This window comes from Methylobacterium sp. GC_Met_3, assembly GCF_026540775.1.
Lineage (GTDB): Bacteria > Pseudomonadota > Alphaproteobacteria > Rhizobiales > Beijerinckiaceae > Methylobacterium.
Genome location: NZ_JALNUL010000007.1, coordinates 118,608 through 139,684, shown reverse-complemented (window position 1 = coordinate 139,684; position 21,077 = coordinate 118,608). Strand labels below are relative to the sequence as shown.

Sequence of the window (21,077 nt, the reverse complement as noted above, 5' to 3'; positions counted from 1 at the left end):
GCGTGCCGCCTAGGCACCGTTACGATCCCGATCGGGTCCGTGCCCGGTCGCCGCGCGCGGACCGGTGAACCAGATCCGGCGATCGAGAATACGCCCGTCGATCGCCGCGAGCCCCGCGGCGATCAGAGCCATGCCGACGCCATGCCGGGGGTCGAGGCGCTCACCCAGGACCAGGGCGTCGAGCAGGATCGCGGAAACCGGGATCAGGAAGGTGACGAGGGAAATGTTGGTCGCTCCGGCCGTCGCCAGGACCCGGAAGAACACGATGTAGGCCAGGGCCGTGGACAGCAGCGCCGCGCCGAGCACTGCACACCAGACGGTCGGGCCGGGCATCGTCAGGGTCCAGGGTCGATCGATCACCAGCGCGATGGGCAGAATCAACAGCGTCGATGCGGTGACCTGTCCGGTCGCCACGGTCAGCGGTGTAACCGCCATCCGCCTGAAGCGCCGGCCGAATATGCTCGCGGCCCCGTACGACAGGGCGGCGCCGAGCACCGCCAGTTGCGCCAGGACCGTGCTGCCGAGGCCGGCCAGCGCATCGGGCCCGACCATCACGGCCACGCCGATGAAACCGATGACGACGCCCGCAAGCCGATGGCCGGTCATCCGCTCGTCAGCCGTCGTCCAATGCGCCATCGCGACAGTGAAGAGCGGTGTCGTGGCGTTGAGAATCGCGGCGAGCCCGGAGGCGATCTGCGTCTGTCCCCAGACGATGAGGCTGAACGGCACGGCGTTGTTGAGGAGGCCTATACCCAGGAAGGCCACCCAGATCGCCCGTTCGCGCGGGAGGGACGTTCCACTCAGTGCGAGGACGGGGTTGAGCGCGAGGGCAGCGAGTCCGACCCGCAGGGCGACCAATGTGAACCGCGGGAGAGCGGCGAGCGCCACAAGGGTGAAGAAGAACGAGCCGCCCCAGAGGATCGAGAGGCCGACGAGCAACGCCCATTCGGTCGCCGTCATCCTATGCGTGCCGGTGGCCCACATGGCGAATCTCCGATCAATTCGGAGTAAGCTTGAGGCTTGGCTGATCGGCGCCGCAACGCGTTTCTTGCGCTCGAACGTGATCGAAGAAATTGCCGTCGACCGCCCGTCGTGGCGTGGCGGTCCTTTGCGATGAGCTCAATCTGGGGCGCCGGGCGGAAGAAACCGCACCGGCGCCGAACCGTGCCTCAGTCGCACGACTCCTTCTTCACCGTCTTGGAATCACCCATGTCGTTCTCCTTGCGCACCGTCTTGCTGACGCAGCCGTCGCCGTGGTCGTGGACGGTGACGGACTTCGACTCGGTGGCCGGGCGCTCGACGACGACGGCGGGGCTGTCGCGTTCGATCACGGTGGTCTGAGCCTGCGCGGAGGCGCAGACACTCAACAGAGCGGCGGTGGCGAGCAGTGCAGTGCGCATTCGGGGGCTCCAGTACCGGAATTCGGCACCGAATAACGGCAATCGCAGCTTAAGCGTTCCGCCGATCGAGAGACCCGTGAAACGGACCGAACCCGTAAACAACTTGGCTCGGTCCGCGCGCCGTTCGGCATGGGGGACAGCCGGAGCGACGGCTCCATAGAGGCCGGGGCCCGGGCCGGCGCAAATCCGCGAAGACTACCGGCGCCGAGACCGTAGCTGGCCGTCAGCCGCCCGTCATCGGCGGGAAGAAGGCGATCTCGCGCGCGCCCGTGATCACCGCATCCGGCTTGGCGTGGACCCGGTCGATCGCGGCACGCACCACGCCCGGATCCTCGAACGCATAGGCGTATTCCTCGCCGCGCCCCCGAAGCCATGTGACGAGATCGGCCACGGTGCCGACCGCCGGCGGGGGCGTCAGCTCTTCCTCGGGCCGGCCGATCCGCTCACGGACCCAGGCGAAATAGACGAGCTTCATCGGATCACACCGTAACGCGTCAGGGGACGGGAAGCGCAGTCCGGCCCGTCAGCGCGGATCGTCGATGACGTGCTTGATCCCGGCCCGCATATAGTCCCAGCCGGTCCAGATCGTGAGCACCGCGGCGAGCCACAAGAGCGCGATGCCGATCTGCTCCGTCCCCGGCAGCACCGTCTCGCCGGCTGGGCCGGCGACGAGGAAGCCGAGCGCCACGAGCTGCACGGTCGTCTTCCACTTGGCGATCTTGCTCACCGGCACGCCGACCTTCAGCTCAGCCAGATATTCCCGCAGGCCGGAGACCAGCACCTCGCGGCACAGGATCACGATCGCCGCCCAGACGCTGGAGCCGATGATCGTGTGATCGGCCGCCAGCATCAGCAGGCATGCCGAGACCAGCAGCTTGTCGGCGATCGGATCGAGCATCCGGCCAAGCGCCGAACTCTGGTGGTAGGTCCGCGCGACATACCCGTCCAGGTAGTCCGTGATCGCGGCCACCACGAACACCCCCAGCGCCGTCCACCGGGCGGTGTGGGATTCGGGCCAGAACAGCAGCGCGACCATCACCGGTACCGCGACGAGGCGCCCGTAGGTCAGGCAGTTCGCGAGCGTCCAGGCCGGCGACCGTCGTCGGGGAAGGACGGCGTTCATGGTCGGGGTGAAATCAGAGCCCGGCCCGGGCGTCAACGCTTCTGTGTTCGGCTCGGCCATGGCGCCGGGGTTCTCAGGTGCCGGCATGGAAGAAGTCGTAGACGGCCCGCGCCGTAGCGGCGTTCACGCCGGGGGTCTTGGCCAGATCCTCGAAGGCGGCGCGCTCGATCGCCTTCACGGTTCCGAAATGGTGCAGCAGCGCACGCTTGCGGCTCGGGCCGATGCCGGCAATCTCGTCCAAGGGATTCCTCACCATCTCACGTTTGCGCTTGGCCCGGTGGGTTCCGATGGCGAAGCGGTGGGCCTCGTCGCGGAGTCGCTGCACGAAGTAGAGCGTCGGATCGCGCGGCGGAAGCTTGAACGGCGGCCGGCCGGGGACGAAAAACGTCTCCCGTCCGGCATCCCGGTCGCGACCCTTGGCGACGCCGATCAGCGGCACGTCCGTCACGCCGACCGCGTCGAGGGCCGCCCGTGCGGCGTCGAGCTGGCCCTTGCCGCCGTCGATGAGCACGAGGTCCGGCCAGGCCGGGAAGGCTTCGCTCTCCTCGGCCGGGGCCGGGACGGGCTCCGGCGCGCCGCCCTCGGCGGCGGCGACCTCCGCCTCCTGGGCGGTGCGCGGCGCCTCCTTGACCAGCCGCTTGAAGCGGCGCTGCAGCACCTCGCGCATCATGCCGTAATCGTCCCCCGGAGTGAGCTCCTCGGACTTGATGTTGAACGTGCGGTAATGCGTCTTCATGAAGCCCGTGGGGCCGGCGACGATCATGCCGCCGACCGCGTTCGTGCCCATGATGTGCGAGTTGTCGTAGACCTCGATCCGGCGCGGCGCCTTGTCCATCCCGAAGGCCTGGCCCAACGCCGTGAGCAGCTTGCCCTGCGAGGCGGTGTCGGCGAGGCGGCGGGCCAGTGCCTCCTTGGCGTTGCGCTGGGCGTAGTCCACGAGGTTCTTGCGCTCGCCGCGGAGCGGCCGGTGAAGCTCGACCCGATACTCCACGCGACTCGACAGGGCGGCGGCCACGAGCTCGGCATCCTCGATCGCGTGGCTGGTCAGGACCGTGCGCGGCGCCGGCTTGTCGTCGTAGAACTGGCTGATGAACGAGCCCAGCACCTCGTCGGCCGTCATGGTCCGGTCGGCCTTCGGGAAATAGGCCCGGTTGCCCCAGTTCTGGAAGTTCCGGAAGAAGAACACCTCGATGCAGAACTGCCCGGCCTGATCGTCGAGGGCGAACACGTCCGCCTCCTCCACACCCTGGGTGTTGACGCCCTGCACCCCCTGGATCGCCGAGAGTGCGGCGATCCGGTCACGAAAGCGGGCGGCCCGCTCGAACTCCATGGCCTCGGAAGCCGTCTGCATCTCGGTACGCATCCGATCCTTCACCGCGTTCGACTTGCCGGCCAGGAAGGCGCGCGCCGAATCCGCCATGGCGGCGTAATCCTCCGTCGCGATCTCGCCCGTGCAGGGGCCGGAGCAGCGCTTGATCTGGTAGAGCAGGCAGGGCCGGCTGCGGTTCTCGTAGTAGCTGTCGGTGCAGGTGCGCAGCAGGAAGGCGCGCTGCAGGGCGTTCACCGTCCGGTTCACCGCCCAGACGCTGGCGAAGGGCCCGTAATAATTGCCCTTCCGCCGCCGGGCGCCGCGATGCTTCACGATCTGCGGGGCCGGGCCGTCATCGGTGACCAGGATGTAGGGGAACGACTTGTCGTCCCGCATCAGCACGTTGAAGCGGGGCTTCAATTGCTTGATCAGGTTGGCTTCCAGCAGCAGCGCCTCGGTCTCGGTCGCGGTGGTGACGAACTCCATCGCCGCCGTCTGCGAGATCATCCGGGCGATGCGGTTCGAATGCGCCTGACCGCGGGCGTAGGAGCCGACGCGGGCCTTCAGGTTCTTGGCCTTGCCGACGTAGAGGACGTCGCCGCGATGATCGAACATCCGGTAGACGCCCGGCGAGCCCGGTAGCGTCGACCAAAAGCGGCGGATCACCTCGGTGCCCGCTTCGACGGCACCCGGCTCGAAATCGAAATCGATCTCCGCCGCCGTGTCGTCCGGCGTCCCGGCCTCGGGCGCGTCGGCGGTTTCGTCCCGCTCGGCGTCGCGGCCGTCGTCGAACGTGTCGGGGGGCAGGTCTGAGAGGGCTCTGCGGCTCATCCCTCCGATTTAAGCCTTCCCGCCCCCGAGCGGGACGGGGGCGGCGAATAAATTTGGCGTGCCGCCCGGCGGACGCCGATTCAGTCGAACAGCGAGTCGATGTCGCTCTGGTCGACGTGGCCGATATCGTGATCGAGCTTCGGCCCGTTGAGCAGGCTGCTCTCATCGTCCAGGGCGGTCGAGACCGGCATCACGGCAATGAGTTCCTTGAAGCTGTCCAGCTCCGACCACGTGTCGATGAGCCGATCGAGGTGCTCCTCGATGAACTTCATCACGCCGACGATCTTGTTGATCCGCTGCCCGGTCAGATCCTGGAAGTTGCAGGCCTCGTAGGCCGAGATTACCCGCTCTAGGATCACGTCGACGTGCTGCTTCATGCCCGGCGGCAGCGTCGCCGCGTTGAGCATGCCGGCATGGCTCTCGATTTCCTCGATCGCACCGAGGAGCTGCGTCGTGGCGCGCTCGGTCGAATCGACCACCGCGTCGAGCTCGTCGGCCGCCCGGCGCATGCCCTTGCCGCTGTACTCGGTCCGATGGAGCGTGGCCAACTCCGACTTGGTGCGGGTGATGGCCTCCTTCATCACGTCCAGCTCGGAGCGCATCGCCAGCGCCTCATGCAGGTCGCGCCGGCAGGCTTCGATGGTCTCGCTGGCACTCATCTGCGTGATGCGGCGCAGATCTTGGATGGCGGAGAAGATTTCCTCCAGGCGCTCGTTCGACGCGGGAGGAGCCGATGGCGGCGGCGCTGCGGCAAGCCCGAGGCTGTCTTCGATGCGGTAGCGCTTCTGGGTCATCATCCGGGACGTCGACGTTCAGGGTGCCTGTTCGCCAGTGTCTAACATATCGGTTGACGGACTGTGACTGCCAAGCTTGCCTCAAGCCGCAACGCGGACCTCTTTGCCGTCAGGTTTCGTGCGGGAGCGGCAGCGCGGCCACTTTACCACGGATTCACGCTGCTTAGCGCCGGGACGGGATGGACCGGTGTCGCGTCTGGATTCACCACGTTCGTTCACCTGATTCGGGGAAAGCGAGTCCAATCGTCTAGGTGCCGGGATTGAGAGCCGGGTTTCGGGAGCAGGGTACGATGCGCGGTGTCCGACTGTGTCTCTGGGCGGCGACGGCCGTCTCGCTCTGGAGCGCACCCGTTCAGGCGCAGCAGGCGCGCTACAGCGAAGGTGGCTACGGTGGCGGCCTGATCGAGTATCTCGTCACCGGCGGCGGTGCAGGCAACGCCGGCCGAGCTTGGCCGCAGCGTGCCGCGCAACCGCGACGGGTCATGGGTGCGCAGCGGGTCGAGCCCTATACCGGCGAGCTGCTGCCCGCGGAGCCCGAAGCGGCACAGGCCTACGCGGCGCCGGTCCAGGCTTATGCGACGCCGGCCCAGGCTTACGGGGCAGCGCAAGCGGCCGCCTACGGCGCATCCCAGGCTGATCCCAGCCGGATCGCTCGCGCGGTGTCGGCGGAGTATCAGCGCCAGGAGGTGGCGTTCACCGGTCGGCAGAGGCCCGGGACGATCGTGATCGACACAACCGGAAAGCACCTCTACCTCGTGCAGTCCGGGCAGCGCGCCCTGCGCTACGGCATCGGAGTCGGCCGGCCGGGCTTCGCCTGGAGCGGTCTGAAGACCGTCAGCCGCAAGGCCGAATGGCCGGATTGGACACCCCCGTCCGAGATGTTGGCCCGCCGCCCGGACCTGCCGCGCCACATGGCGGGCGGGCCGGCGAATCCGCTCGGCGCCCGGGCGCTCTATCTCGGCTCGTCGCTCTACCGGATCCACGGGACCAACGAGCCGACCACGATCGGGCAGTCGGTCTCGTCGGGCTGCATCCGGATGATGAACGACGACGTCATCGATCTGTACGAGCGCGTCCCCGTCGGAACGCGCGTCGAGGTTCTCTGAGGCCTGACGCGCATCGATGCTGCGCGCAAAAGAAGAGGCCCGGCCGTGCCTGAGCACGACCGGGCCTTTGGACGTTTCGTTTGTCGACGATCAGGTCCAGTCGCTGTCGTCGCCACCGCCCATGTCGCCGCCGAAATCACTGCTCGGATCGCTGAAGCTTGCATCCTGGAAGTCGCCGCCCCCGCCGCTGTTGTCGAGGGCCGAGCCGAGATCCTGGTTGCCGCCGTCACCGTAGTAATTGTTGACGACCGTCTCGCCGCCCCCGCCGAGGCCGGCCGCCGCGGCGCTGCCAAGGCTGGAATGGCCACCCGCGAAAGCGTTCGAGAGGGCGCTACCGAGCAGCATGCCGCCGGCCGCGCCGGCTGCCATCGGGAGCGCCGAGGCGAGGAAGCCGCCGCCGCGCGCCGGAGCCTGCGGCTGGCCGCCCCACGGACCGCCCTGCTGCTGCGGATAACCCTGCTGCGGGTATCCCTGCTGGGGGTAACCTTGCTGAGGCGGGGCCGCGTTGCCCCAGGGCTGGCCGGACGGCCGCTGCTGCGCGTAGCCCGGCTGCGGCTCCTGGCGCTGGCTGCCGCCGCCACCGAAGATGCTCGACAGGAAGCCGCCGCCGCCGGAGGACTGCGCCTGCGCGCCCTGGCTGCGCGCCTGCTCAAGCTGCTGGTTCAGGCTCTTGATCGCCTCTTCCTGCACATAGACCAGCTGCGCCATCGCGTATGGCGCGTAGGGCTGAGCGCGGATCTTGTCGGCGATGAAGCGCTCGGCCTCCGCGTCGCGGGACTGCGACTGCGCCTTCTCCAGGCGCTGGAAGATTCCCGAGATGACGTCGCGTTCTTCGCTGTTCATGGAGTCGTCCTCCTCGAATCGTAACCCGCGGGCCCGAACGCGCCGCATGGCTGACACGACATGGGAGTGCGGCGACGCTTTGTCAGGGGTCCTTGCGAAAACTTCATCTGATCTTGCCGATGATCCCGCCGAAACGCGAGAAGCCCGGCTCGTGGCCGGGCTTCTTCGACGTATCAGATCACGAGTGCCCCGAAGGACCGGCGCGGTCGAGACCGCGCCGATGCTCGGTCTTAGTACGAGCCGAACTTGTAGTTCAGGCCGGCGCGGACGACGGCGAACTCGTCGGAGCGGCGGCCGACGCCGCTTGTAACGACCGGGAAGTTGTTGGCGGCGTTGATGACGAACGCGCCCTGGTTGCGGGTGTTGCGGTCGAGGTTGACGTACAGGCCTTCGACCTTGAGCGTCACGGCCGAGGAGCGGAAGAAGTTCAGGAACGAGTCGGTGGGGAGCGCGTACTCGATGCCGCCGCCGACCGCGTAGCCGGTGCGGAAGCTGTCGTTGCCGGCGTAGCCGCCGAACGAACGGTCAGCGCTGCCCGAGCCGTAGGCGAAGCCGCCGGTGCCATACACGAGGGTGCGGTCGAAGGCGTAGCCGAGGCGGCCGCGCACGGTGCCGAAGTAGTCGAGGCTCGACAGGCCGCGCGGGTCGGTGACGTAGTAGCCGGGGGCCAGGGCGCCGCCGGAGATGAACGAGCTGTTCCGGCTGCGGCCGAAGTCGAGGTACTGGGCGTCGGCCTCGATGCCGACGACCACGCCGTTGCCCGGGGTGAACTGGTAGTTGTAGCCGACCTGGGCGCCGCCGGAGAAGCCGTCCTGGCTGTTGTTGCGGAAGGTCGCAACGGTGCCGGGGGTGGCGTAGGGGAAGGGCACGCCGAAGCTGTTGCCGGTGGAGCGGCTGGAGGCGTCGAAGGCGTAGCCGGCGTTGATACCGAAGTAAGCGCCGGTCCAGGTGAACACCGGCACGGGGGTGAACACGGGCGGCGGCGCGGCGCGGCGCGGCAAGTCGGCGGCCGAGGCGGCGCCGGTCAGGAGAGCCGTGGCGGCGCTCGCGAGAAGAAGCTTCTTGATCATCTGGTCCTCACTGGTCGTCCCGCACCGGCCGAGAGCGGACGGACGCAAGACATGGATCGGGTTGCGTTCCAGCGGTTCCAGGGTTGCTTTGCGCTCTGCGGTGTCGCCGACCGCTCACGCGGCCCCTTATGGCAACCCGCCGTTTTTCCCCGGCACCTTGACCCCACAACGCACTTGAATTGCCAAGGTTCAGTTACGGCTACGCTTTTTCTTGAGCCGGTCGATCGACAAATTGTCGCACCCCCTTTCCGGTTCCGGCCAAGCTCCCGAACCGGCGTATTTTAGGGTGCGAGCGTGATGGCGGAGATCAGGCGTCCGTAATCCGGCTCGCCCCGATGCGTCGCCCGGCGATAGCTGTAGAAGCGTTCGGCGTCCGCGTAGGTGCAGAGGTTCAGGGCTGCGGCCTCGGCCACCTCGGCCTCGGCGAGCCGGGCCAGGATGAAGCCCGGCAGGTCGAACTGGGCATGATCCGCGCGGGCGCCGGTGCCGAGGAAGCGGTCCATTCCCGGGGCCTCGTTCCGGAAGCGTGCGATGAAATCCGGGCCAACCTCATAGGAGCGCTGGCTGATCGTCGGTCCGAGCACCGCGACGATCCGATGCCGCCGGGCGCCCAGGGCCTCCATGGCGGTCACCGTCGCTTCGATCACCCCGGTCAGCGCGCCCTTCCAGCCGGCATGGGCAGCTCCGACCACCCCCTCTGCGGGATCAGCGAACAGGATCGGGCCACAATCGGCGGTGGCGATGCCGAGCGCCAGCCCCTCCATACGCGTCACCATGGCGTCCGCCCGGGGCCGTTCGGTCGGCGCGAAGGGCGCCTCGACGGTGACGGCCTCGGCCGAGTGAACTTGGTACAGACTCACGAGCCGGTCGGCCGGCAGCCCGAGCTGCGCGCACATCCGCGCCCGGTTCTCGATCACGTGCTCCGGCGCGTCCTGAGAGCCGAGACCTCCGTTCAAGGAGGTATAGTTGCCCTCCGATACGCCGCCGCGGCGGGTGAAGAAGGCATGGCGGATGCCTGCGCACGCGGAGAGTTCCGGCGCTTCGATCAACAGGCCTGCGGTCACGGTCGATCCTCCATGAGTCCGGACGAGCGTCCGGACCGGCTCCGGGGTGGCGCTCCGATAGCGCACGGGCGGCCCCTTGACGATGTCGCTCAGACGTCAGATTCTTGCTGCAATGCAATATGAGGCCGGCACCGGCCTCATGCTGAGAAGGATCGCAATGACGCACGGGATCGAGTCCGAAGCCCTGAAGGACACGTCCAAGCCGGTGGCCGAAGCGCCCCGCAGCCCGAACCCGCCCGCGCATTCCGTCACGCGCGAGCCTGCCGCTTTCGACCCGAACGATCCGAACCCGCCGGCTCCGCCGAGCCCGCGGCCGGCAAACCAGACCGATTCCGGTTTCGGTTCGTTCGGTTGAACGCCTCCGACGTCACGGATCCGGAAAACCCGGGAGCGGCCCCAGATCCGGGCCGCTCACCGCCAGAACCTTGAACAGGCTGCCCATCCCGGTCCGTCCGGGATCCGTCAGCCGCGCGACCGCCGCGTCGATCTGCGCGGCCTGGCTTGCCGTGGCGCGGGCCTTGAGCCGCTCCGCGCGTTGACGCAGGCCGAGGCTCAGCAGGAACTCGCCCTGATCGACCGGTCCATGGGCCCGGGCGCCGGCACTTACGGCCGCTTTGGACAGGGCGGCGAAATCGACATGGTGCGTCAGATCGGCCTCGCCGGGCGCCGCCAACGGATCGGTAAAGCCGTGTCGGGTCATCGCCTGGAGCGTGTCGCCGAAGCCGGGGCGGACATGGCCGTAATCGAGCATCAGCAACGCGCCGCCCGCCGTGCGAAACCGCTGCGCCAGCGCGCGGATGACGGCGAGGCCCGCGCTCGGCACGCTGAGCAGCGCGCCCTCCGGCCCATCGGCGTCGAGGCCCGGAGTTGGCTCCGGCGCGAGCCCGAAGGTGAAGCCGCCCTGCGCGTCGAGGCCGACCTGACGCGCGTGCCACCCCGCTGGCCCCCGCACGAACTGGAGGACCGGCAGGCAGTCGAAGAACTCGTTGGCCAGGATGATCGCGGGTCCTGCAGGGAGGGACTCGAGGCCGTCGTGCCAATGCGCGCCCGTGCTGGCGAGGGTTCGTTCCTGCACCGCCCGCAGCACCGGGCTGGTCTCGACGAGGTGGGACGCGACGCGCAAGCCCGGCGCGGCGGCCCGGAGCGTGCGTAGGGCATCCGCCATCAGCGTGCCGCGGCCGGGGCCGAGTTCGATCAGAGCCAGGGGATCCGGCCGACCCATCAATCCGTGGACGTAGGCGGTCCAGGCCCCGATCAACTCGCCGAACATCTGGCTGATCTCGGGCGCCGTCGTGAAGTCGCCCCGCGCGCCCAGGGGATCGCGGGTGCGGTAATAGCCATGGACCGGGTGGCCCAGGCAGAGCGCCATGTAGCGGTCGATGCCGATCGGACCGTTCTGGCGGATCAGCGCTGCGATCTCCGCCGCCAGCGGCGTCACGCCCCGACGGGCGCCTTGCGCGCCTCCTCGGCGACCGGCGCCTCGACCGGGTGACGCGGGCGCGTCCGGCCGGTTGCCGCCAGCACGATGTAGGTGAGGCCGACGATCATCATCGGCACGCAGAGCAGCATGCCCATGGTCACGCCGCCCCCCATGGGCCCGAGATGGTCACCGAACAGGAAGCCGAGCTGCCGGTCCGGCTCGCGGAAGAATTCGCAGATCGTCCGGGCCAGGGCGTAGCCCAGGACGAAGATGCCGCCGAGCAGCCCGGGCTTGCGAAAGCCGAACCGGCGGACGCTGATCGCCATCACGATGAACAGCAGCAGGCCCTCGGTGGCCGCCTCGTAGAGCTGGCTCGGATGGCGCGGGAGCGGCCCGCCGCTTGGAAACACGATTGCGTAGGGGAAGTCGGGCGCGACGCGGCCCCAGAGCTCGCCGTTCACGAAATTGGCGATCCGGCCGAAGAACAGGCCGATCGGGACGACCACGGCGCCGATATCCAGCAGCGTGTAGCCGTTCAGACCCTTGGATCGGGCGAACAGCAGGAAGGCAAGGATTGCCCCGATGAACCCGCCGTGGAACGACATGCCGCCGTTGCGGATCGCCAGGATCTCCCACGGATCGGCGATGTACATCGGCAGGTTGTAGAACAGCACGTAGCCGATCCGCCCGCCCAGCACGACGCCGAGCGCCACCCAGACGACGAGATCGTCGATATCGACCACCTGCGGGCGTTTCACCACGCCCCAGAGGCTGTCCCCCATGACGAGGCGGCGCGCGTAATACCAGCCGCCGATCAAGCCGGCGATGTAGGCGAGGGCGTACCATTTGATTGTGATCGGCCCGATCGCGAGCGCCACCGGATCGATGGCCGGAAAGGGCAGGGCGAGGAACGGCATCGGTCTCACCTCCGGGGCGGCCGGATTGGACGCCGGAGGGGCGGCGCGTCAAGCCCACATGAAGCTTTGCCGGAGGCGAGGCATCAGGCCGGCAAGAACAGGAAGCCGTGTCCGTCCGGTCCGGCGCAATAGATTGCTGCGCCGTCCGCGGAAGCCCGTGGCGACAGTCCGGCCTCGCCCAGGCGTCGCACGAGGCCTTTCTGGTCGGCCGTCGAGAAAACGGTATGGGTCGCGGCGCGGTCGGCGGGGCCGTACAAGTTCTGCCGCTGCGTGGCTGGCGCGCGGTAATGCAGCAGCTCCACGTGCGGCGCCGGTTCCGGCGGCTCCAGCGCAATCACGTCGACCTTCGGATCGTCCACGCCGTCGAGGCGCGCCTGCTCCGGGCCCTGGTTCAGCCCGCGCTGCGCTACCGTGAGGCCCAGCGGCCCGGTCAGAAAGGCGAGGGCGGCGTCGAGGTCGGTGATGGTAATCGCCGAATGGTCGATGCCCAGGAACAGGCCAGGCGCGTCCCGCCAGCGCGCGGCCGGCGGCCCGTCCGGGAACTCAATCAGCTCCAGCGGATGCCCGTCCGGGTCTCGGAACTTGTAGGCGGCCACGTCCCCCGAGGAGGCCGGCAGGCGCTGAGCGCCGTCGCGGCTGATCGGCGTTGGGCCGACCTGGGCGAGCTGTGCCATCGCGGCATCCATGTTGCGGACGGGGATCGCGAAGTGCTGGAAGAACGGGTCGGTCGCCGCGGCATCGGCCGGGTAGGGCGCGCCGGGCGGATCGACCGTGAGGAAGGTCACGCTCTGCGCCCCGAGCCGCATGCGCAGCTGCGTCGGCCCGTGATCTGTGAGACCCATCGCTTCCGCCTGGGCGACCGGCACAGGCTCCGGCGGGGCGACCCGCGCGAATCCGAGCGCGTCCCGATAGAACGCCTCCGTGGCCGCAAGGTCCGCGACGGTACGGCCGAATCCGACGATCGCGCCCACGCCGGTCACAGAAGCGATGCTCCGCGGACATTGACGTAGATCGCGTAGAGCGCTTGCGAGGCGCATAGGAACAGCCGGCTGTTGTTGCGGCCGCCGAAGGCGAGATTGGCCACCGTCGAGGGAACCAGGATCTTGCCGACCAGCGCGCCGCCGGGATCGATGCAATGGACCCCGTCACCGGCGCTCGACCAAATATTGCCGTGCTCGTCGCAGCGGATCCCGTCGGCATTGCCCGGCGCGATCTTGAAGAGCTCGTCGCCCCCGGACAAGCCGCCATCGTCATCCACGTCGAAGGCGCGCACGTGCTGCACCGGGTCGGGCGCGAATTGCAGCCCCGTCTCCACGATGTAGAGCCGGCGCTCGTCGGGGGAGAAACACAGACCGTTCGGCCCCTGGAAATCATCCGCCGCCACCCGCAGCGAGCCGTCCCGCGGGTCGAACCGATAGAGTGCGGCAGGCAGCTCGGATTCCTGCTTGCCGCCCTCGTAGTCGGTCTGGATGCCGTAGGGCGGATCGGAGAACCAGATCGTCCCGTCCGACTTGCAGACGATGTCGTTGGGCGAGTTCAGGCGCCGCCCCTGGTAGCGCTCGACAAGGCCGGTGACGCTGCCGTCGAGCTCGGTCCGATGGATGCGCCGGCCGCGATGCGAGCAGGACAACAGTCGGCCCTGCCGGTCGCGGGCATGGCCGTTCTCGAAGTCGCCGGCCTCGCGGTAGACGCTGAGGCCCGCCGAGTCGGCCCAACGCATCACCCGGTTGTTGGGCAGATCGGAGAAGAGCAATTCGTCCCGGTCGCCGAAGAAGACCGGCCCCTCGGTCCAGCGAAAACCGTCGGCGAGTTTCTCCAGGGGCGCATTGGGCAGAACGTAGGCTTTGAAGCGTGGCTGCGTGAACTCGAACCCATCCATGGCGCGGCCCTACTTGAAGCGACCCGGTTGATTTACCGTCGGCTCGACCTGAAGGCCGGTTACGATCATCGTGCAGGGTTCGTCGCCGACCGTGCCGGACAGGTGACCCTTCCGGCCATCGCGCGCCTTCGTGTTCTGATCCTCGCCCATCATCAGCTCGCCCGGGCCCATCTCGACCCGGTGGCCATCCATGGTCTCCACGAACCAGCGGCCGGAGAGGATCGCGATCCATTGCGGGCGCGGGTTCTCATGCCATTCACCGACCCAGCCCACCGGCAGGACCGTGAAGGTCACGACCGAGGGGGCCGGATCCATCTTGTCGTTCCACTGCGGCGCGGTTTCGGGGTTGATGCCCTCGAACTTGAACCGTTCGAGGTGGAACAGCTCCTGGCGGCTCACCCCTTCCGCGTCGGTGTAGACGTGCCAGTAGGGCATCTTCGGAGGGGTCGGCTCGCTCATCGTCGCTCCTGCCGCGGCGGGACAATCGTCCTCGCTCAACGAGCGGATTCGGCGATGGTTCGCGTTGGGGCGTTCGGTGCCGCCTTGGGGGCGCTTACATCTGTTCGGGGATCCGATCCGTCTGCGCAAGGTTCGAGAACCGGGTAATGTTGGCGTCGAACTGCAATTCCACCGTACCGGTCGGGCCGTGACGCTGCTTGCCGAGGATCACCTCGGCCTTGCCGTGGACGCGCTGCATCTCTGCTTCCCAGGCGAAGAACTCCTCCGTGCCTTCGCGGGGCTTCTTGTTGCCGACGTAATATTCCTCGCGGAACACGAACATCACCACGTCGGCGTCCTGCTCGATCGAGCCCGATTCACGCAGGTCCGAGAGCTGGGGACGCTTGTCGTCGCGGTTCTCGACCTGACGGGAGAGCTGCGACAGGCCGATCACCGGCACCGCCAGCTCCTTGGCCAGCGCCTTCATGCCGGTGGTGATCTCGGTCATCTCCTGCACGCGGTTGTCGCTGCGCTTGCCGGAGCCCGAGAGCAGCTGCAGATAATCCACGATCAGCAAGTCGAGGCCCTTCTGCCGCTTCAGGCGCCGGGCGCGCGCGGAAAGCTGGGCGATCGAGATGCCGCCGCTCTGGTCGATGTAGAACGGGATCGTCTGCATGTCCCGGGCGGCATCGGTGATCTTGTAGAAGTCCTCGGGCCGGATGTCGCCGCGGCGGATCTTGTAGGAAGGCACGCCCGATTGCTCGGCGATGATACGGGTCGCCAGCTGCTCAGCCGACATTTCGAGCGAGAAGAAGCCCACGATGCCGCCGTTCACGGTCTTGGTCGTGCCGTCCGGCTGCTTCTCGCCGCGATAGGCCTTGGCGATGTTGAAGGCGATGTTGGTCACCAGCGAGGTCTTGCCCATCGCCGGACGGCCCGCGAGGATGATCAGATCGGACGGCTGCAGGCCGCCCATCTTGGCGTCGAGGTCGGACAGGCCCGTGGCGATGCCCGAGAGCTTGCCGTCGCGCTGATAGGCTTTGGCGGCCATGTCGACCGCGGCGGTCAGCGCGTCCGAGAATTTCTGGAAGCCGCCATCGTAGCGTCCGGCCTCAGCGAGTTCGTAGAGCCGCCGCTCGGTCTCCTCGATCTGCTCCCGCGGCGCCTGCTCGACCGGGGCCTCGTAGGCGCCGTTGACCAGATCCTCGCCGATCGTGATCAGGCGCCGGCGGATCGCGAGATCGTAGATCGCGCGGCCGTAATCGCCCGCGTTGATCACCGTGGTGGCGTCGGCGGCGAGCCGGGCGAGGTATTGCATCACCGTCTGGCCGCCGAAATCGGCATCGCCCAGGTAGGTCTTCATGGTGATGGGCGTGGCGAGCTTGCCGGCCCGAATCAGCGAGGCCGCCACCGTGTAGATCTGCTGGTGGGCATCCTCCATGAAATGCTCAGGCAGCAGGAAGTCCGACACCCGATAATAGGCGTCGTTGTTCACCAGGATCGCGCCCAGCAGCGCCTGCTCCGCATCGATGTTGTGCGGGGCGACGCGGTACTCGGCCTGGACCGTTTCGAGCTTGGCCGTGAGCGCATTGGGCAGGGCCATCGGTGGACGACTCCGTATCAAGCGCCGCGGCGGGCGCACCAGGATCACACCGCACGACCTTGGCCACGGTATGGTTACCGAAGCTTAGCCGACGGCCGCTTCTCCCGGGCCGAGGCACGGAAAAGCGGACGCCCGCCGACTCGCATGAGTGGCGGGCGTCCATGCTGGAACAAAACTGGAACATGTCAAGTCTCGGAGACGATCATCCCCATTGTCCACCGCTATACAGCCCACGGGACCACTACCCTGTGGTCCCGCAGTAAAGCGCCTCACGTCCGCCGCTGGGCCTGGCCCTCCTGCTCCTCGAAGCCCTTGAGCATCTTGTCGAGCGTCAGCGGGTACTCGCGCACGCGGATCCCGGTCGCATTGTAGATCGCATTCGCGAGCGAGGCCCCGGCACCGCAGATGCCGAGCTCGCCGAGACCTTTGCTCTTCAGCGGGTTGGTCTTGTCGTCGAGCTCCGGCAGGAACACCGCGTCGATCTCCGGAATGTCGGCGTGGACCGGCACATGGTACTCGGCGAGGTCGTGGTTGACGAAGTAGCTGTAGCGTGGATCGACCACCGCATCTTCCATCAAGGCTGCGCCGACCCCGAAGGTCATGCCGCCGATCGCCTGGCTGCGGGCCGTCTTGGCGTTGAGGATGCGTCCGCCGGTGAACACGCCGAGCATCCGTCGCAGCCGGATCTCACCGGTATCGACGTCGACACCCACCTCGGCGAAATGCGCGCCGTAGGAATACTGCGAGAATTTCTCCTTCATCTCGCCCGGCTTGATCTCGCCGGACGCTTCGAGCCCCGATCCGGCGAGGTCGGTCAGCGCCTCGGTGCGGTTGCCCGACGTGACGGCCCCGTCCCGGAACGTCGCCCCGTCGGCATTGAGGTCGCCGGCCTTGAGCAGAGCCTGGCGGAGGTTGTCGCAGGCGACGTAGAGCGCGGAGCCCGCCGAGGCTGCGCCGAACGAACCGCCTGACCCAGAAGCCATCGGGAAATTCGTGTCGCCGATCTCGACTCGCACGCGCTCGGGCGGCAGGCCCAGCATTTCGCCGGCGATCTGGGTGAGGATCGTGTAGGTGCCGGTGCCGGGATCGGTCATCGCCATCTGCACGACCAGCACGCCGTCCGACCCGAGCCGGACCTTGGCGGCGGACGGCATCAGCGGGTTGAGACGGGCGGCGGCCGACATGCCCATGCCGACGAGCCAGTTGCCCTCGCGCCGGCTGCCTGTCGCTTGCCGCTTGTCCCAACCGAACAGGCGGGCACCCTCGCGCATGCAGGGCACGAGCTGCCGGGTCGAGAACGGCACCTTCTTCTCGGGATCCTCGGCCGGCTCGTTGCGCACCCGCAGCTCGACCGGATCGATCTTCAGCTGCTCGGCCAGCTCATCCATGGCGCATTCGAAGGCAAGCTGGCCGACGGCCTCGCCAGGCGCGCGCATCGAGGAGGCGATCGGCATGTTGAGGTTCACAAGCCGGTGGCGCGTGACCCGGTTCTGCGCCGCGTAGAGCGACCGGGTGACGTTGGCCGAGGTCTCGAAGAAGCCGTCGCCTTCAGCGGTGTCGGACCACGATTCGTGGCCGATCGCCGAGAGGCGCCCATCCTTATCGGCACCCAGCCGAATGCGTTGGATCGTGTCGGTTCGGTGGGTGGCGACGTGAAATTCCTGCTGGCGGGTCAGTGCAACCTTCACAGGGCGCTGCACGACCTTCGAGGCCAGGATCGCCAGCGTCGCCTCCGGCTGGACCTGCAGCTTCGCGCCGAATCCGCCGCCGATATAGGGGCTGACGATCCGCACCTTCTCGGGCGGCAGCTTCAGCACCGAGCCCAGTGCCTTTTGGCCGCGATTCGGCATCTGGTTGGCGGTGTAGAGCACCACGCCATCGCCCTCCCACGACGCGACGGTGGCATGGGGCTCCATCTGCGCGTGGATCTGGTTCGGCGTGACGTATTCCACATCGAGCTTCACGGGCGCGGCCGCGAAGGCCGCGTCGAAATCGCCGAGCTTGGAATCGGGCGGCGAGTTGCCCGGCTTCGGCTCGTAGGCCGAAGCTAAGCTGTCCTTCAGCAGCCCCTTGGGTTTGGCCACGTCGTACCGCACCTTGACCATCATCGCCGCGGCGCGGGCCTGCTCGAAGGTCTCTGCCACCACGAAGGCGACCGGCTGCCCGTAGAACTTCACCGCCGTGCCCTGGAGCTGCGGCCAGACCTGCTCTTTCTTCTCGCCCTGCTCGGGCACGTTCTCATGGGTCAGGACCAGGATCGTGCCCGGCGCCTTGCGCGCGGCGTCGGCGTCGATCGACCGGATCGTGCCGGACGCGATCGTCGCCGGCACGATGTAGCCATAGGCGGGGTTCTTAAGCGCCCGGGTTTCGTACGCGTAGGGCACGTGGCCCATGACCTTGAGCTTGCCTTCGACCCGGCTGAGCGGCTTGCCGACGAGGCCGTCGGGACGGTCGTCGAGCGGCGTCTGGCCGATCGGCTGATTCATCTCCATGGGAACGGTCCTTGCCGGGATTTAAGCGCGGGTCGCCTGCGCCACGACGGCGCGCAGGGTCCGACGGGTCAGCGGGATCTTGAAGTCGTTGCTGCCGTAGCCGCGGGCGCCTTTGAGCACCGCGTCGGCGGCGGCGTCCGCCGAACCGGTCTGCACCAGAGCCGTCTCGGCCTCGGCCACCCGCCAGGGCTTGTGCGCCAGCCCGCCGAAGGCGAGGCGCGCGGCCTGCGGCTTGCCGCCTTCGGCCCCTGAGATCACGGCGGCTACCGAGACGGTGGCGAAGGCGTAGGACGCCCGATCGCGGACCTTCCGGTAGATGTGCAGGCCAGCCACCGGCTTCGGCAGCGTCACGGCGGTGATGATCTCGCCCTTGCGCAGCTCGGTCTCGATCTGCGGGGTGTCGCCCGGGAGCTTGTGGAAGTCGGCGATCGGGATGCTGCGCGCCGCACCGTCAGGGTTCATCGTCTCGACGGTGGCGTCCAGCGCCCGCATGGCGACCGCCATGTCGGACGGGTTGGTGGCGATGCAGGCCTCACTTGCGCCGACGATCGCCATGATCCGGTTGAACCCGCCGATCGCCGAGCACCCGGAGCCGGGCTCGCGCTTATTGCAGGGCATCGCCGTGTCGTAGAAGTAGTAGCAGCGGGTCCGCTGGAGCAGGTTGCCGGCGGTGGTCGCCTTGTTGCGCAGCTGCCCCGAGGCGCCGGCCAGAAGCGCCTTGGCGAGAACCGCGTAGTCCTTCCGGACCCGCGGGTCGGCCGCGAGGTCGGAGTTGCGCACCAGGGCGCCGATGCGCAACCCGCCATCCTGTGTGGCCTCTACCGTGCCGAGAGGCAGCCGGTTGACGTCGATCAGGGTCGCCGGGGTCTCGATCTGGAGCTTCATCAGGTCGAGGAGGTTGGTACCGCCCGCAATGAACTTGGCGTTCGGCCGCTCGGCCGCGAGCTTGGCGGCGTCCTGCACAGTCGTGGGACGCTCGTACGTGAAGGCCTTCATGTCCGGCCCCTCAGAGGTTGCTGGCGGCGGTGTCGCGGATCGCCGCGACGATGTTCGGGTAGGCGCTGCAGCGGCAGAGATTGCCGCTCATCCGCTCGCGGATCTCGGCGTCGCTGAGCGTCGGGGTCGCGGCGATGTCCTCGGTGACGTGGCTCGGCCAGCCGGCCTTGGCCTCGCTGAGCATGCCGACCGAGGAGCAGATCTGGCCCGGCGTGCAGTAGCCACACTGGAAACCGTCATGCTCCAAGAACGCGGCCTGCATCGGGTGCAGCTGATCGCCTGTCGCCAACCCCTCGATCGTGGTGACCTGATCGCCCTCGTGCATCGCCGCGAGCGTCAGGCAGGAATTGATGCGTCGTCCGTCGACCAGCACCGTGCAGGCGCCGCACTGGCCGTGGTCGCAGCCTTTCTTCGTGCCGGTGAGCGCCAGATGCTCGCGCAGCGCGTCGAGCAGGGTGGTGCGCGTATCGAGGACGAGGTCGTGCGGCTGGCCGTTGACGGTCAGCCGCACCGGCATGGTCTGGGGCACAGGGTCGCCCGGCGCGGCGAGGGCGGTTGCCGGACGGAAGCCCAGGGCGCCGAGCGCCCCGGCCGCGGCGCAGCCCTCCACAAGGGCGCGCCGCGTCAGTGTGAACGGCGCCTTCGGGGTCTCGTCGGTCATGCTGCTATCCCGCCCGGGCGCAGCGCGTCACAGCGCGGCGCAGCCTGGTATCCAGCGTGCCAACGCCGCGCTCGACGGATTAGATCCGGTCCAGACTGCGCCCGTTCAACGCGGGCAGGCGGCTTCTCAGAACCCGATCGGATGGCACGGATCCGCCGTCCCCCATCGCTTCACTGCGCGCCGGGACGAGGTTGCTTCGGAACGTCTCACGCCACCATCATTTGGCCAGATCGAGACTCATCCGCGAGATCCCAGCATGGCCGAGACCGTCCCGACCCTTGTCCTCAATGACGGGCGCCGCATCCCGCAGATCGGCTACGGCTGCTGGCAGCTCTCCGATGCGCAGGCGCCCGACCTTGTCGGCAAGGCGCTCAAGGCCGGCTACCGCCTGATCGATACCGCGGCGGCCTACGGCAACGAGGCCGGCGTCGGCCGCGCTGTCCGCGACACACAGGTTCCGCGCGACGAGATCGTCCTCACCACCAAGCTCTGGAACGATCGCCAGGGCCGCGACGAAGCGCGGCGGGCTTTCGACGAGAGCCTGAAACGCCTCGGTCTGCCCTATGTCGATCTTTACCTGATCCACTGGCCGTGCCCGCAGCGGCGCCTGTTCGTCGAGACCTGGAAGACCCTGATCGAGCTTCAGAAGGAGGGCCGCGCGAAGTCGATCGGCGTCTCGAACTTCACGCCCGAGCACCTCGCCACGCTCGTCGCTGAGACTGGCGTCACCCCGGCGGTGAATCAAATCGAGCTGCACCCGCATTTCCAGCGCAAGGCGCCGCGAACTGAGGACGCCCGTCACGGGATCGTGACTGAATCCTGGAGTCCGCTCGGCCAGGGCAAGGAGCTGAACGACCCGATCATTCTCGCGATCGCGAAGGCGCACTCAAAGACCGCCGCCCAGGTGGTCCTGCGCTGGCAGGTGCAGATCGGCTGCGTCGCGATCCCGAAGACGGCGCGGCCCGAGCGCATCATCGAGAACATCGCGCTGTTCGACTTCGAACTCTCCACCCAGGAGATGGATCAGATCGCCGCCCGCGACCGGCCCGACGGCCGCATCGGGCCCGATCCGGCGACCTTCTGCTGAGTCGATCGCCTTCCGCGGCGCACCATGACACCGCGCCGCAAAAG

General features: G+C 68.1%; 21 protein-coding genes. 3 read left to right on the top strand and 18 right to left on the bottom strand.

The window, feature by feature from the left end:
• Positions 1-9: 9 nt before the first annotated feature.
• The 6 genes from OXS27_RS12235 to OXS27_RS12210 all read right to left on the bottom strand — a co-directional run bounded on the left by OXS27_RS12235 (position 10) and on the right by OXS27_RS12210 (position 5,457).
• Entirely contained in the window at positions 10-984 is a 975-nt protein-coding gene (locus OXS27_RS12235; RefSeq protein ID WP_267356428.1) for a DMT family transporter, read from the bottom strand.
• Between the two features lie 185 nt (positions 985-1,169).
• Complete coding sequence (locus OXS27_RS12230; protein WP_243916140.1) at positions 1,170-1,400, bottom strand: hypothetical protein; 231 nt, start codon at positions 1,398-1,400, stop codon at positions 1,170-1,172.
• A gap of 223 nt (positions 1,401-1,623) precedes the next feature.
• Positions 1,624-1,875, bottom strand: coding sequence for a molybdopterin converting factor subunit 1 (gene moaD, locus OXS27_RS12225; protein ID WP_243916139.1), 252 nt, complete (start codon positions 1,873-1,875; stop codon positions 1,624-1,626).
• A 48-nt stretch (positions 1,876-1,923) separates the two neighbouring features.
• The gene (gene pgsA, locus OXS27_RS12220; RefSeq protein ID WP_243916229.1) at positions 1,924-2,523 is read right to left on the bottom strand and encodes a CDP-diacylglycerol--glycerol-3-phosphate 3-phosphatidyltransferase; all 600 of its coding nucleotides are present in this window, start codon (positions 2,521-2,523) and stop codon (positions 1,924-1,926) included.
• 73 nt (positions 2,524-2,596) lie between these two features.
• Positions 2,597-4,663: an excinuclease ABC subunit UvrC gene (gene uvrC / locus OXS27_RS12215; protein WP_267356427.1), complete on the bottom strand. Its 2,067-nt coding sequence runs from the start codon at positions 4,661-4,663 to the stop codon at positions 2,597-2,599.
• Positions 4,664-4,743: 80 nt separating this feature from the next.
• Entirely contained in the window at positions 4,744-5,457 is a 714-nt protein-coding gene (locus OXS27_RS12210; RefSeq protein ID WP_267356491.1) for a protein phosphatase CheZ, read from the bottom strand.
• 290 nt (positions 5,458-5,747) lie between these two features.
• Here OXS27_RS12210 and OXS27_RS12205 point away from each other — a divergent pair, with 290 nt between their 5' ends.
• Positions 5,748-6,563: a L,D-transpeptidase gene (locus tag OXS27_RS12205; protein WP_267356426.1), complete on the top strand. Its 816-nt coding sequence runs from the start codon at positions 5,748-5,750 to the stop codon at positions 6,561-6,563.
• A gap of 90 nt (positions 6,564-6,653) precedes the next feature.
• On the opposite strand, the gene OXS27_RS12200 is transcribed toward OXS27_RS12205, so the two are convergent.
• The 3 genes from OXS27_RS12200 to pgeF form a co-directional block, all read right to left on the bottom strand.
• Complete coding sequence (locus OXS27_RS12200) at positions 6,654-7,406, bottom strand: DUF2076 domain-containing protein (RefSeq protein ID WP_267356425.1); 753 nt, start codon at positions 7,404-7,406, stop codon at positions 6,654-6,656.
• Positions 7,407-7,636: 230 nt separating this feature from the next.
• Complete coding sequence (locus tag OXS27_RS12195) at positions 7,637-8,476, bottom strand: porin family protein (protein ID WP_267356424.1); 840 nt, start codon at positions 8,474-8,476, stop codon at positions 7,637-7,639.
• 281 nt (positions 8,477-8,757) lie between these two features.
• Positions 8,758-9,528, bottom strand: coding sequence for a peptidoglycan editing factor PgeF (gene pgeF, locus OXS27_RS12190; RefSeq protein ID WP_243925682.1), 771 nt, complete (start codon positions 9,526-9,528; stop codon positions 8,758-8,760).
• 88 nt (positions 9,529-9,616) lie between these two features.
• Between pgeF and OXS27_RS12185 the strand changes: the two genes are divergently transcribed.
• Positions 9,617-9,895: a fibronectin-attachment protein (FAP) gene (locus OXS27_RS12185; RefSeq protein ID WP_243925461.1), complete on the top strand. Its 279-nt coding sequence runs from the start codon at positions 9,617-9,619 to the stop codon at positions 9,893-9,895.
• A 12-nt stretch (positions 9,896-9,907) separates the two neighbouring features.
• Here OXS27_RS12185 and OXS27_RS12180 read toward each other — a convergent pair whose 3' ends face one another.
• The 9 genes from OXS27_RS12180 to paoA form a co-directional block, all read right to left on the bottom strand.
• Positions 9,908-10,978 carry an SAM-dependent methyltransferase gene (locus OXS27_RS12180; RefSeq protein ID WP_267356423.1) on the bottom strand — a complete coding sequence of 357 codons (1,071 nt, stop codon included), beginning with the start codon at positions 10,976-10,978 and terminating at the stop codon, positions 9,908-9,910.
• Positions 10,975-11,877, bottom strand: a complete 903-nt coding sequence (lgt, locus tag OXS27_RS12175) for a prolipoprotein diacylglyceryl transferase (RefSeq protein WP_267356422.1) — start codon at positions 11,875-11,877, stop codon at positions 10,975-10,977. Before lgt ends, OXS27_RS12180 begins: the two co-directional genes overlap by 4 nt.
• An 83-nt stretch (positions 11,878-11,960) precedes the next feature.
• A complete protein-coding gene (locus OXS27_RS12170) occupies positions 11,961-12,857 on the bottom strand; it encodes a VOC family protein (protein WP_267356421.1) in 897 nt (298 codons plus the stop codon).
• Positions 12,854-13,756 (bottom strand): SMP-30/gluconolactonase/LRE family protein, encoded by a 903-nt coding sequence (locus OXS27_RS12165; protein WP_267356420.1) that lies wholly within the window; start codon positions 13,754-13,756, stop codon positions 12,854-12,856. The genes OXS27_RS12170 and OXS27_RS12165 overlap by 4 nt, the downstream gene beginning before the upstream one ends.
• 9 nt (positions 13,757-13,765) lie before the next feature.
• Positions 13,766-14,215 (bottom strand): cupin domain-containing protein, encoded by a 450-nt coding sequence (locus OXS27_RS12160; protein ID WP_243925471.1) that lies wholly within the window; start codon positions 14,213-14,215, stop codon positions 13,766-13,768.
• Between the two features lie 94 nt (positions 14,216-14,309).
• Positions 14,310-15,797: a replicative DNA helicase gene (locus OXS27_RS12155; RefSeq protein WP_243925472.1), complete on the bottom strand. Its 1,488-nt coding sequence runs from the start codon at positions 15,795-15,797 to the stop codon at positions 14,310-14,312.
• A 269-nt stretch (positions 15,798-16,066) separates the two neighbouring features.
• Positions 16,067-18,289, bottom strand: a complete 2,223-nt coding sequence (locus OXS27_RS12150; RefSeq protein ID WP_267356419.1) for a xanthine dehydrogenase family protein molybdopterin-binding subunit — start codon at positions 18,287-18,289, stop codon at positions 16,067-16,069.
• Between the two features lie 21 nt (positions 18,290-18,310).
• Positions 18,311-19,285: a xanthine dehydrogenase family protein subunit M gene (locus OXS27_RS12145; protein ID WP_267356418.1), complete on the bottom strand. Its 975-nt coding sequence runs from the start codon at positions 19,283-19,285 to the stop codon at positions 18,311-18,313.
• Between the two features lie 10 nt (positions 19,286-19,295).
• Entirely contained in the window at positions 19,296-19,946 is a 651-nt protein-coding gene (gene paoA / locus OXS27_RS12140; protein ID WP_267356417.1) for an aldehyde dehydrogenase iron-sulfur subunit PaoA, read from the bottom strand.
• Between the two features lie 256 nt (positions 19,947-20,202).
• Here paoA and OXS27_RS12135 point away from each other — a divergent pair, with 256 nt between their 5' ends.
• The gene (locus OXS27_RS12135) at positions 20,203-21,033 is read left to right on the top strand and encodes an aldo/keto reductase (protein WP_267356416.1); all 831 of its coding nucleotides are present in this window, start codon (positions 20,203-20,205) and stop codon (positions 21,031-21,033) included.
• Positions 21,034-21,077: the final 44 nt, after the last annotated feature.

What these genes read in the sequence shown, in the direction of transcription:
- OXS27_RS12235 (WP_267356428.1), bottom strand. Translation starts at nt 984, where the DNA reads ATGTGGGCCACCGGCACGCATAGGATGACGGCGACCGAATGGGCGTTG.
- OXS27_RS12230 (WP_243916140.1), bottom strand. Translation starts at nt 1,400, where the DNA reads ATGCGCACTGCACTGCTCGCCACCGCCGCTCTGTTGAGTGTCTGCGCC.
- moaD (WP_243916139.1), bottom strand. Translation starts at nt 1,875, where the DNA reads ATGAAGCTCGTCTATTTCGCCTGGGTCCGTGAGCGGATCGGCCGGCCC.
- pgsA (WP_243916229.1), bottom strand. Translation starts at nt 2,523, where the DNA reads ATGAACGCCGTCCTTCCCCGACGACGGTCGCCGGCCTGGACGCTCGCG.
- uvrC (WP_267356427.1), bottom strand. Translation starts at nt 4,663, where the DNA reads ATGAGCCGCAGAGCCCTCTCAGACCTGCCCCCCGACACGTTCGACGAC.
- OXS27_RS12210 (WP_267356491.1), bottom strand. Translation starts at nt 5,457, where the DNA reads ATGACCCAGAAGCGCTACCGCATCGAAGACAGCCTCGGGCTTGCCGCA.
- OXS27_RS12205 (WP_267356426.1), top strand. Translation starts at nt 5,748, where the DNA reads ATGCGCGGTGTCCGACTGTGTCTCTGGGCGGCGACGGCCGTCTCGCTC.
- OXS27_RS12200 (WP_267356425.1), bottom strand. Translation starts at nt 7,406, where the DNA reads ATGAACAGCGAAGAACGCGACGTCATCTCGGGAATCTTCCAGCGCCTG.
- OXS27_RS12195 (WP_267356424.1), bottom strand. Translation starts at nt 8,476, where the DNA reads ATGATCAAGAAGCTTCTTCTCGCGAGCGCCGCCACGGCTCTCCTGACC.
- lgt (WP_267356422.1), bottom strand. Translation starts at nt 11,877, where the DNA reads ATGCCGTTCCTCGCCCTGCCCTTTCCGGCCATCGATCCGGTGGCGCTC.
- OXS27_RS12165 (WP_267356420.1), bottom strand. Translation starts at nt 13,756, where the DNA reads ATGGATGGGTTCGAGTTCACGCAGCCACGCTTCAAAGCCTACGTTCTG.
- OXS27_RS12160 (WP_243925471.1), bottom strand. Translation starts at nt 14,215, where the DNA reads ATGAGCGAGCCGACCCCTCCGAAGATGCCCTACTGGCACGTCTACACC.
- OXS27_RS12155 (WP_243925472.1), bottom strand. Translation starts at nt 15,797, where the DNA reads ATGGCCCTGCCCAATGCGCTCACGGCCAAGCTCGAAACGGTCCAGGCC.
- OXS27_RS12150 (WP_267356419.1), bottom strand. Translation starts at nt 18,289, where the DNA reads ATGGAGATGAATCAGCCGATCGGCCAGACGCCGCTCGACGACCGTCCC.
- OXS27_RS12145 (WP_267356418.1), bottom strand. Translation starts at nt 19,285, where the DNA reads ATGAAGGCCTTCACGTACGAGCGTCCCACGACTGTGCAGGACGCCGCC.
- paoA (WP_267356417.1), bottom strand. Translation starts at nt 19,946, where the DNA reads ATGACCGACGAGACCCCGAAGGCGCCGTTCACACTGACGCGGCGCGCC.
- OXS27_RS12135 (WP_267356416.1), top strand. Translation starts at nt 20,203, where the DNA reads ATGGCCGAGACCGTCCCGACCCTTGTCCTCAATGACGGGCGCCGCATC.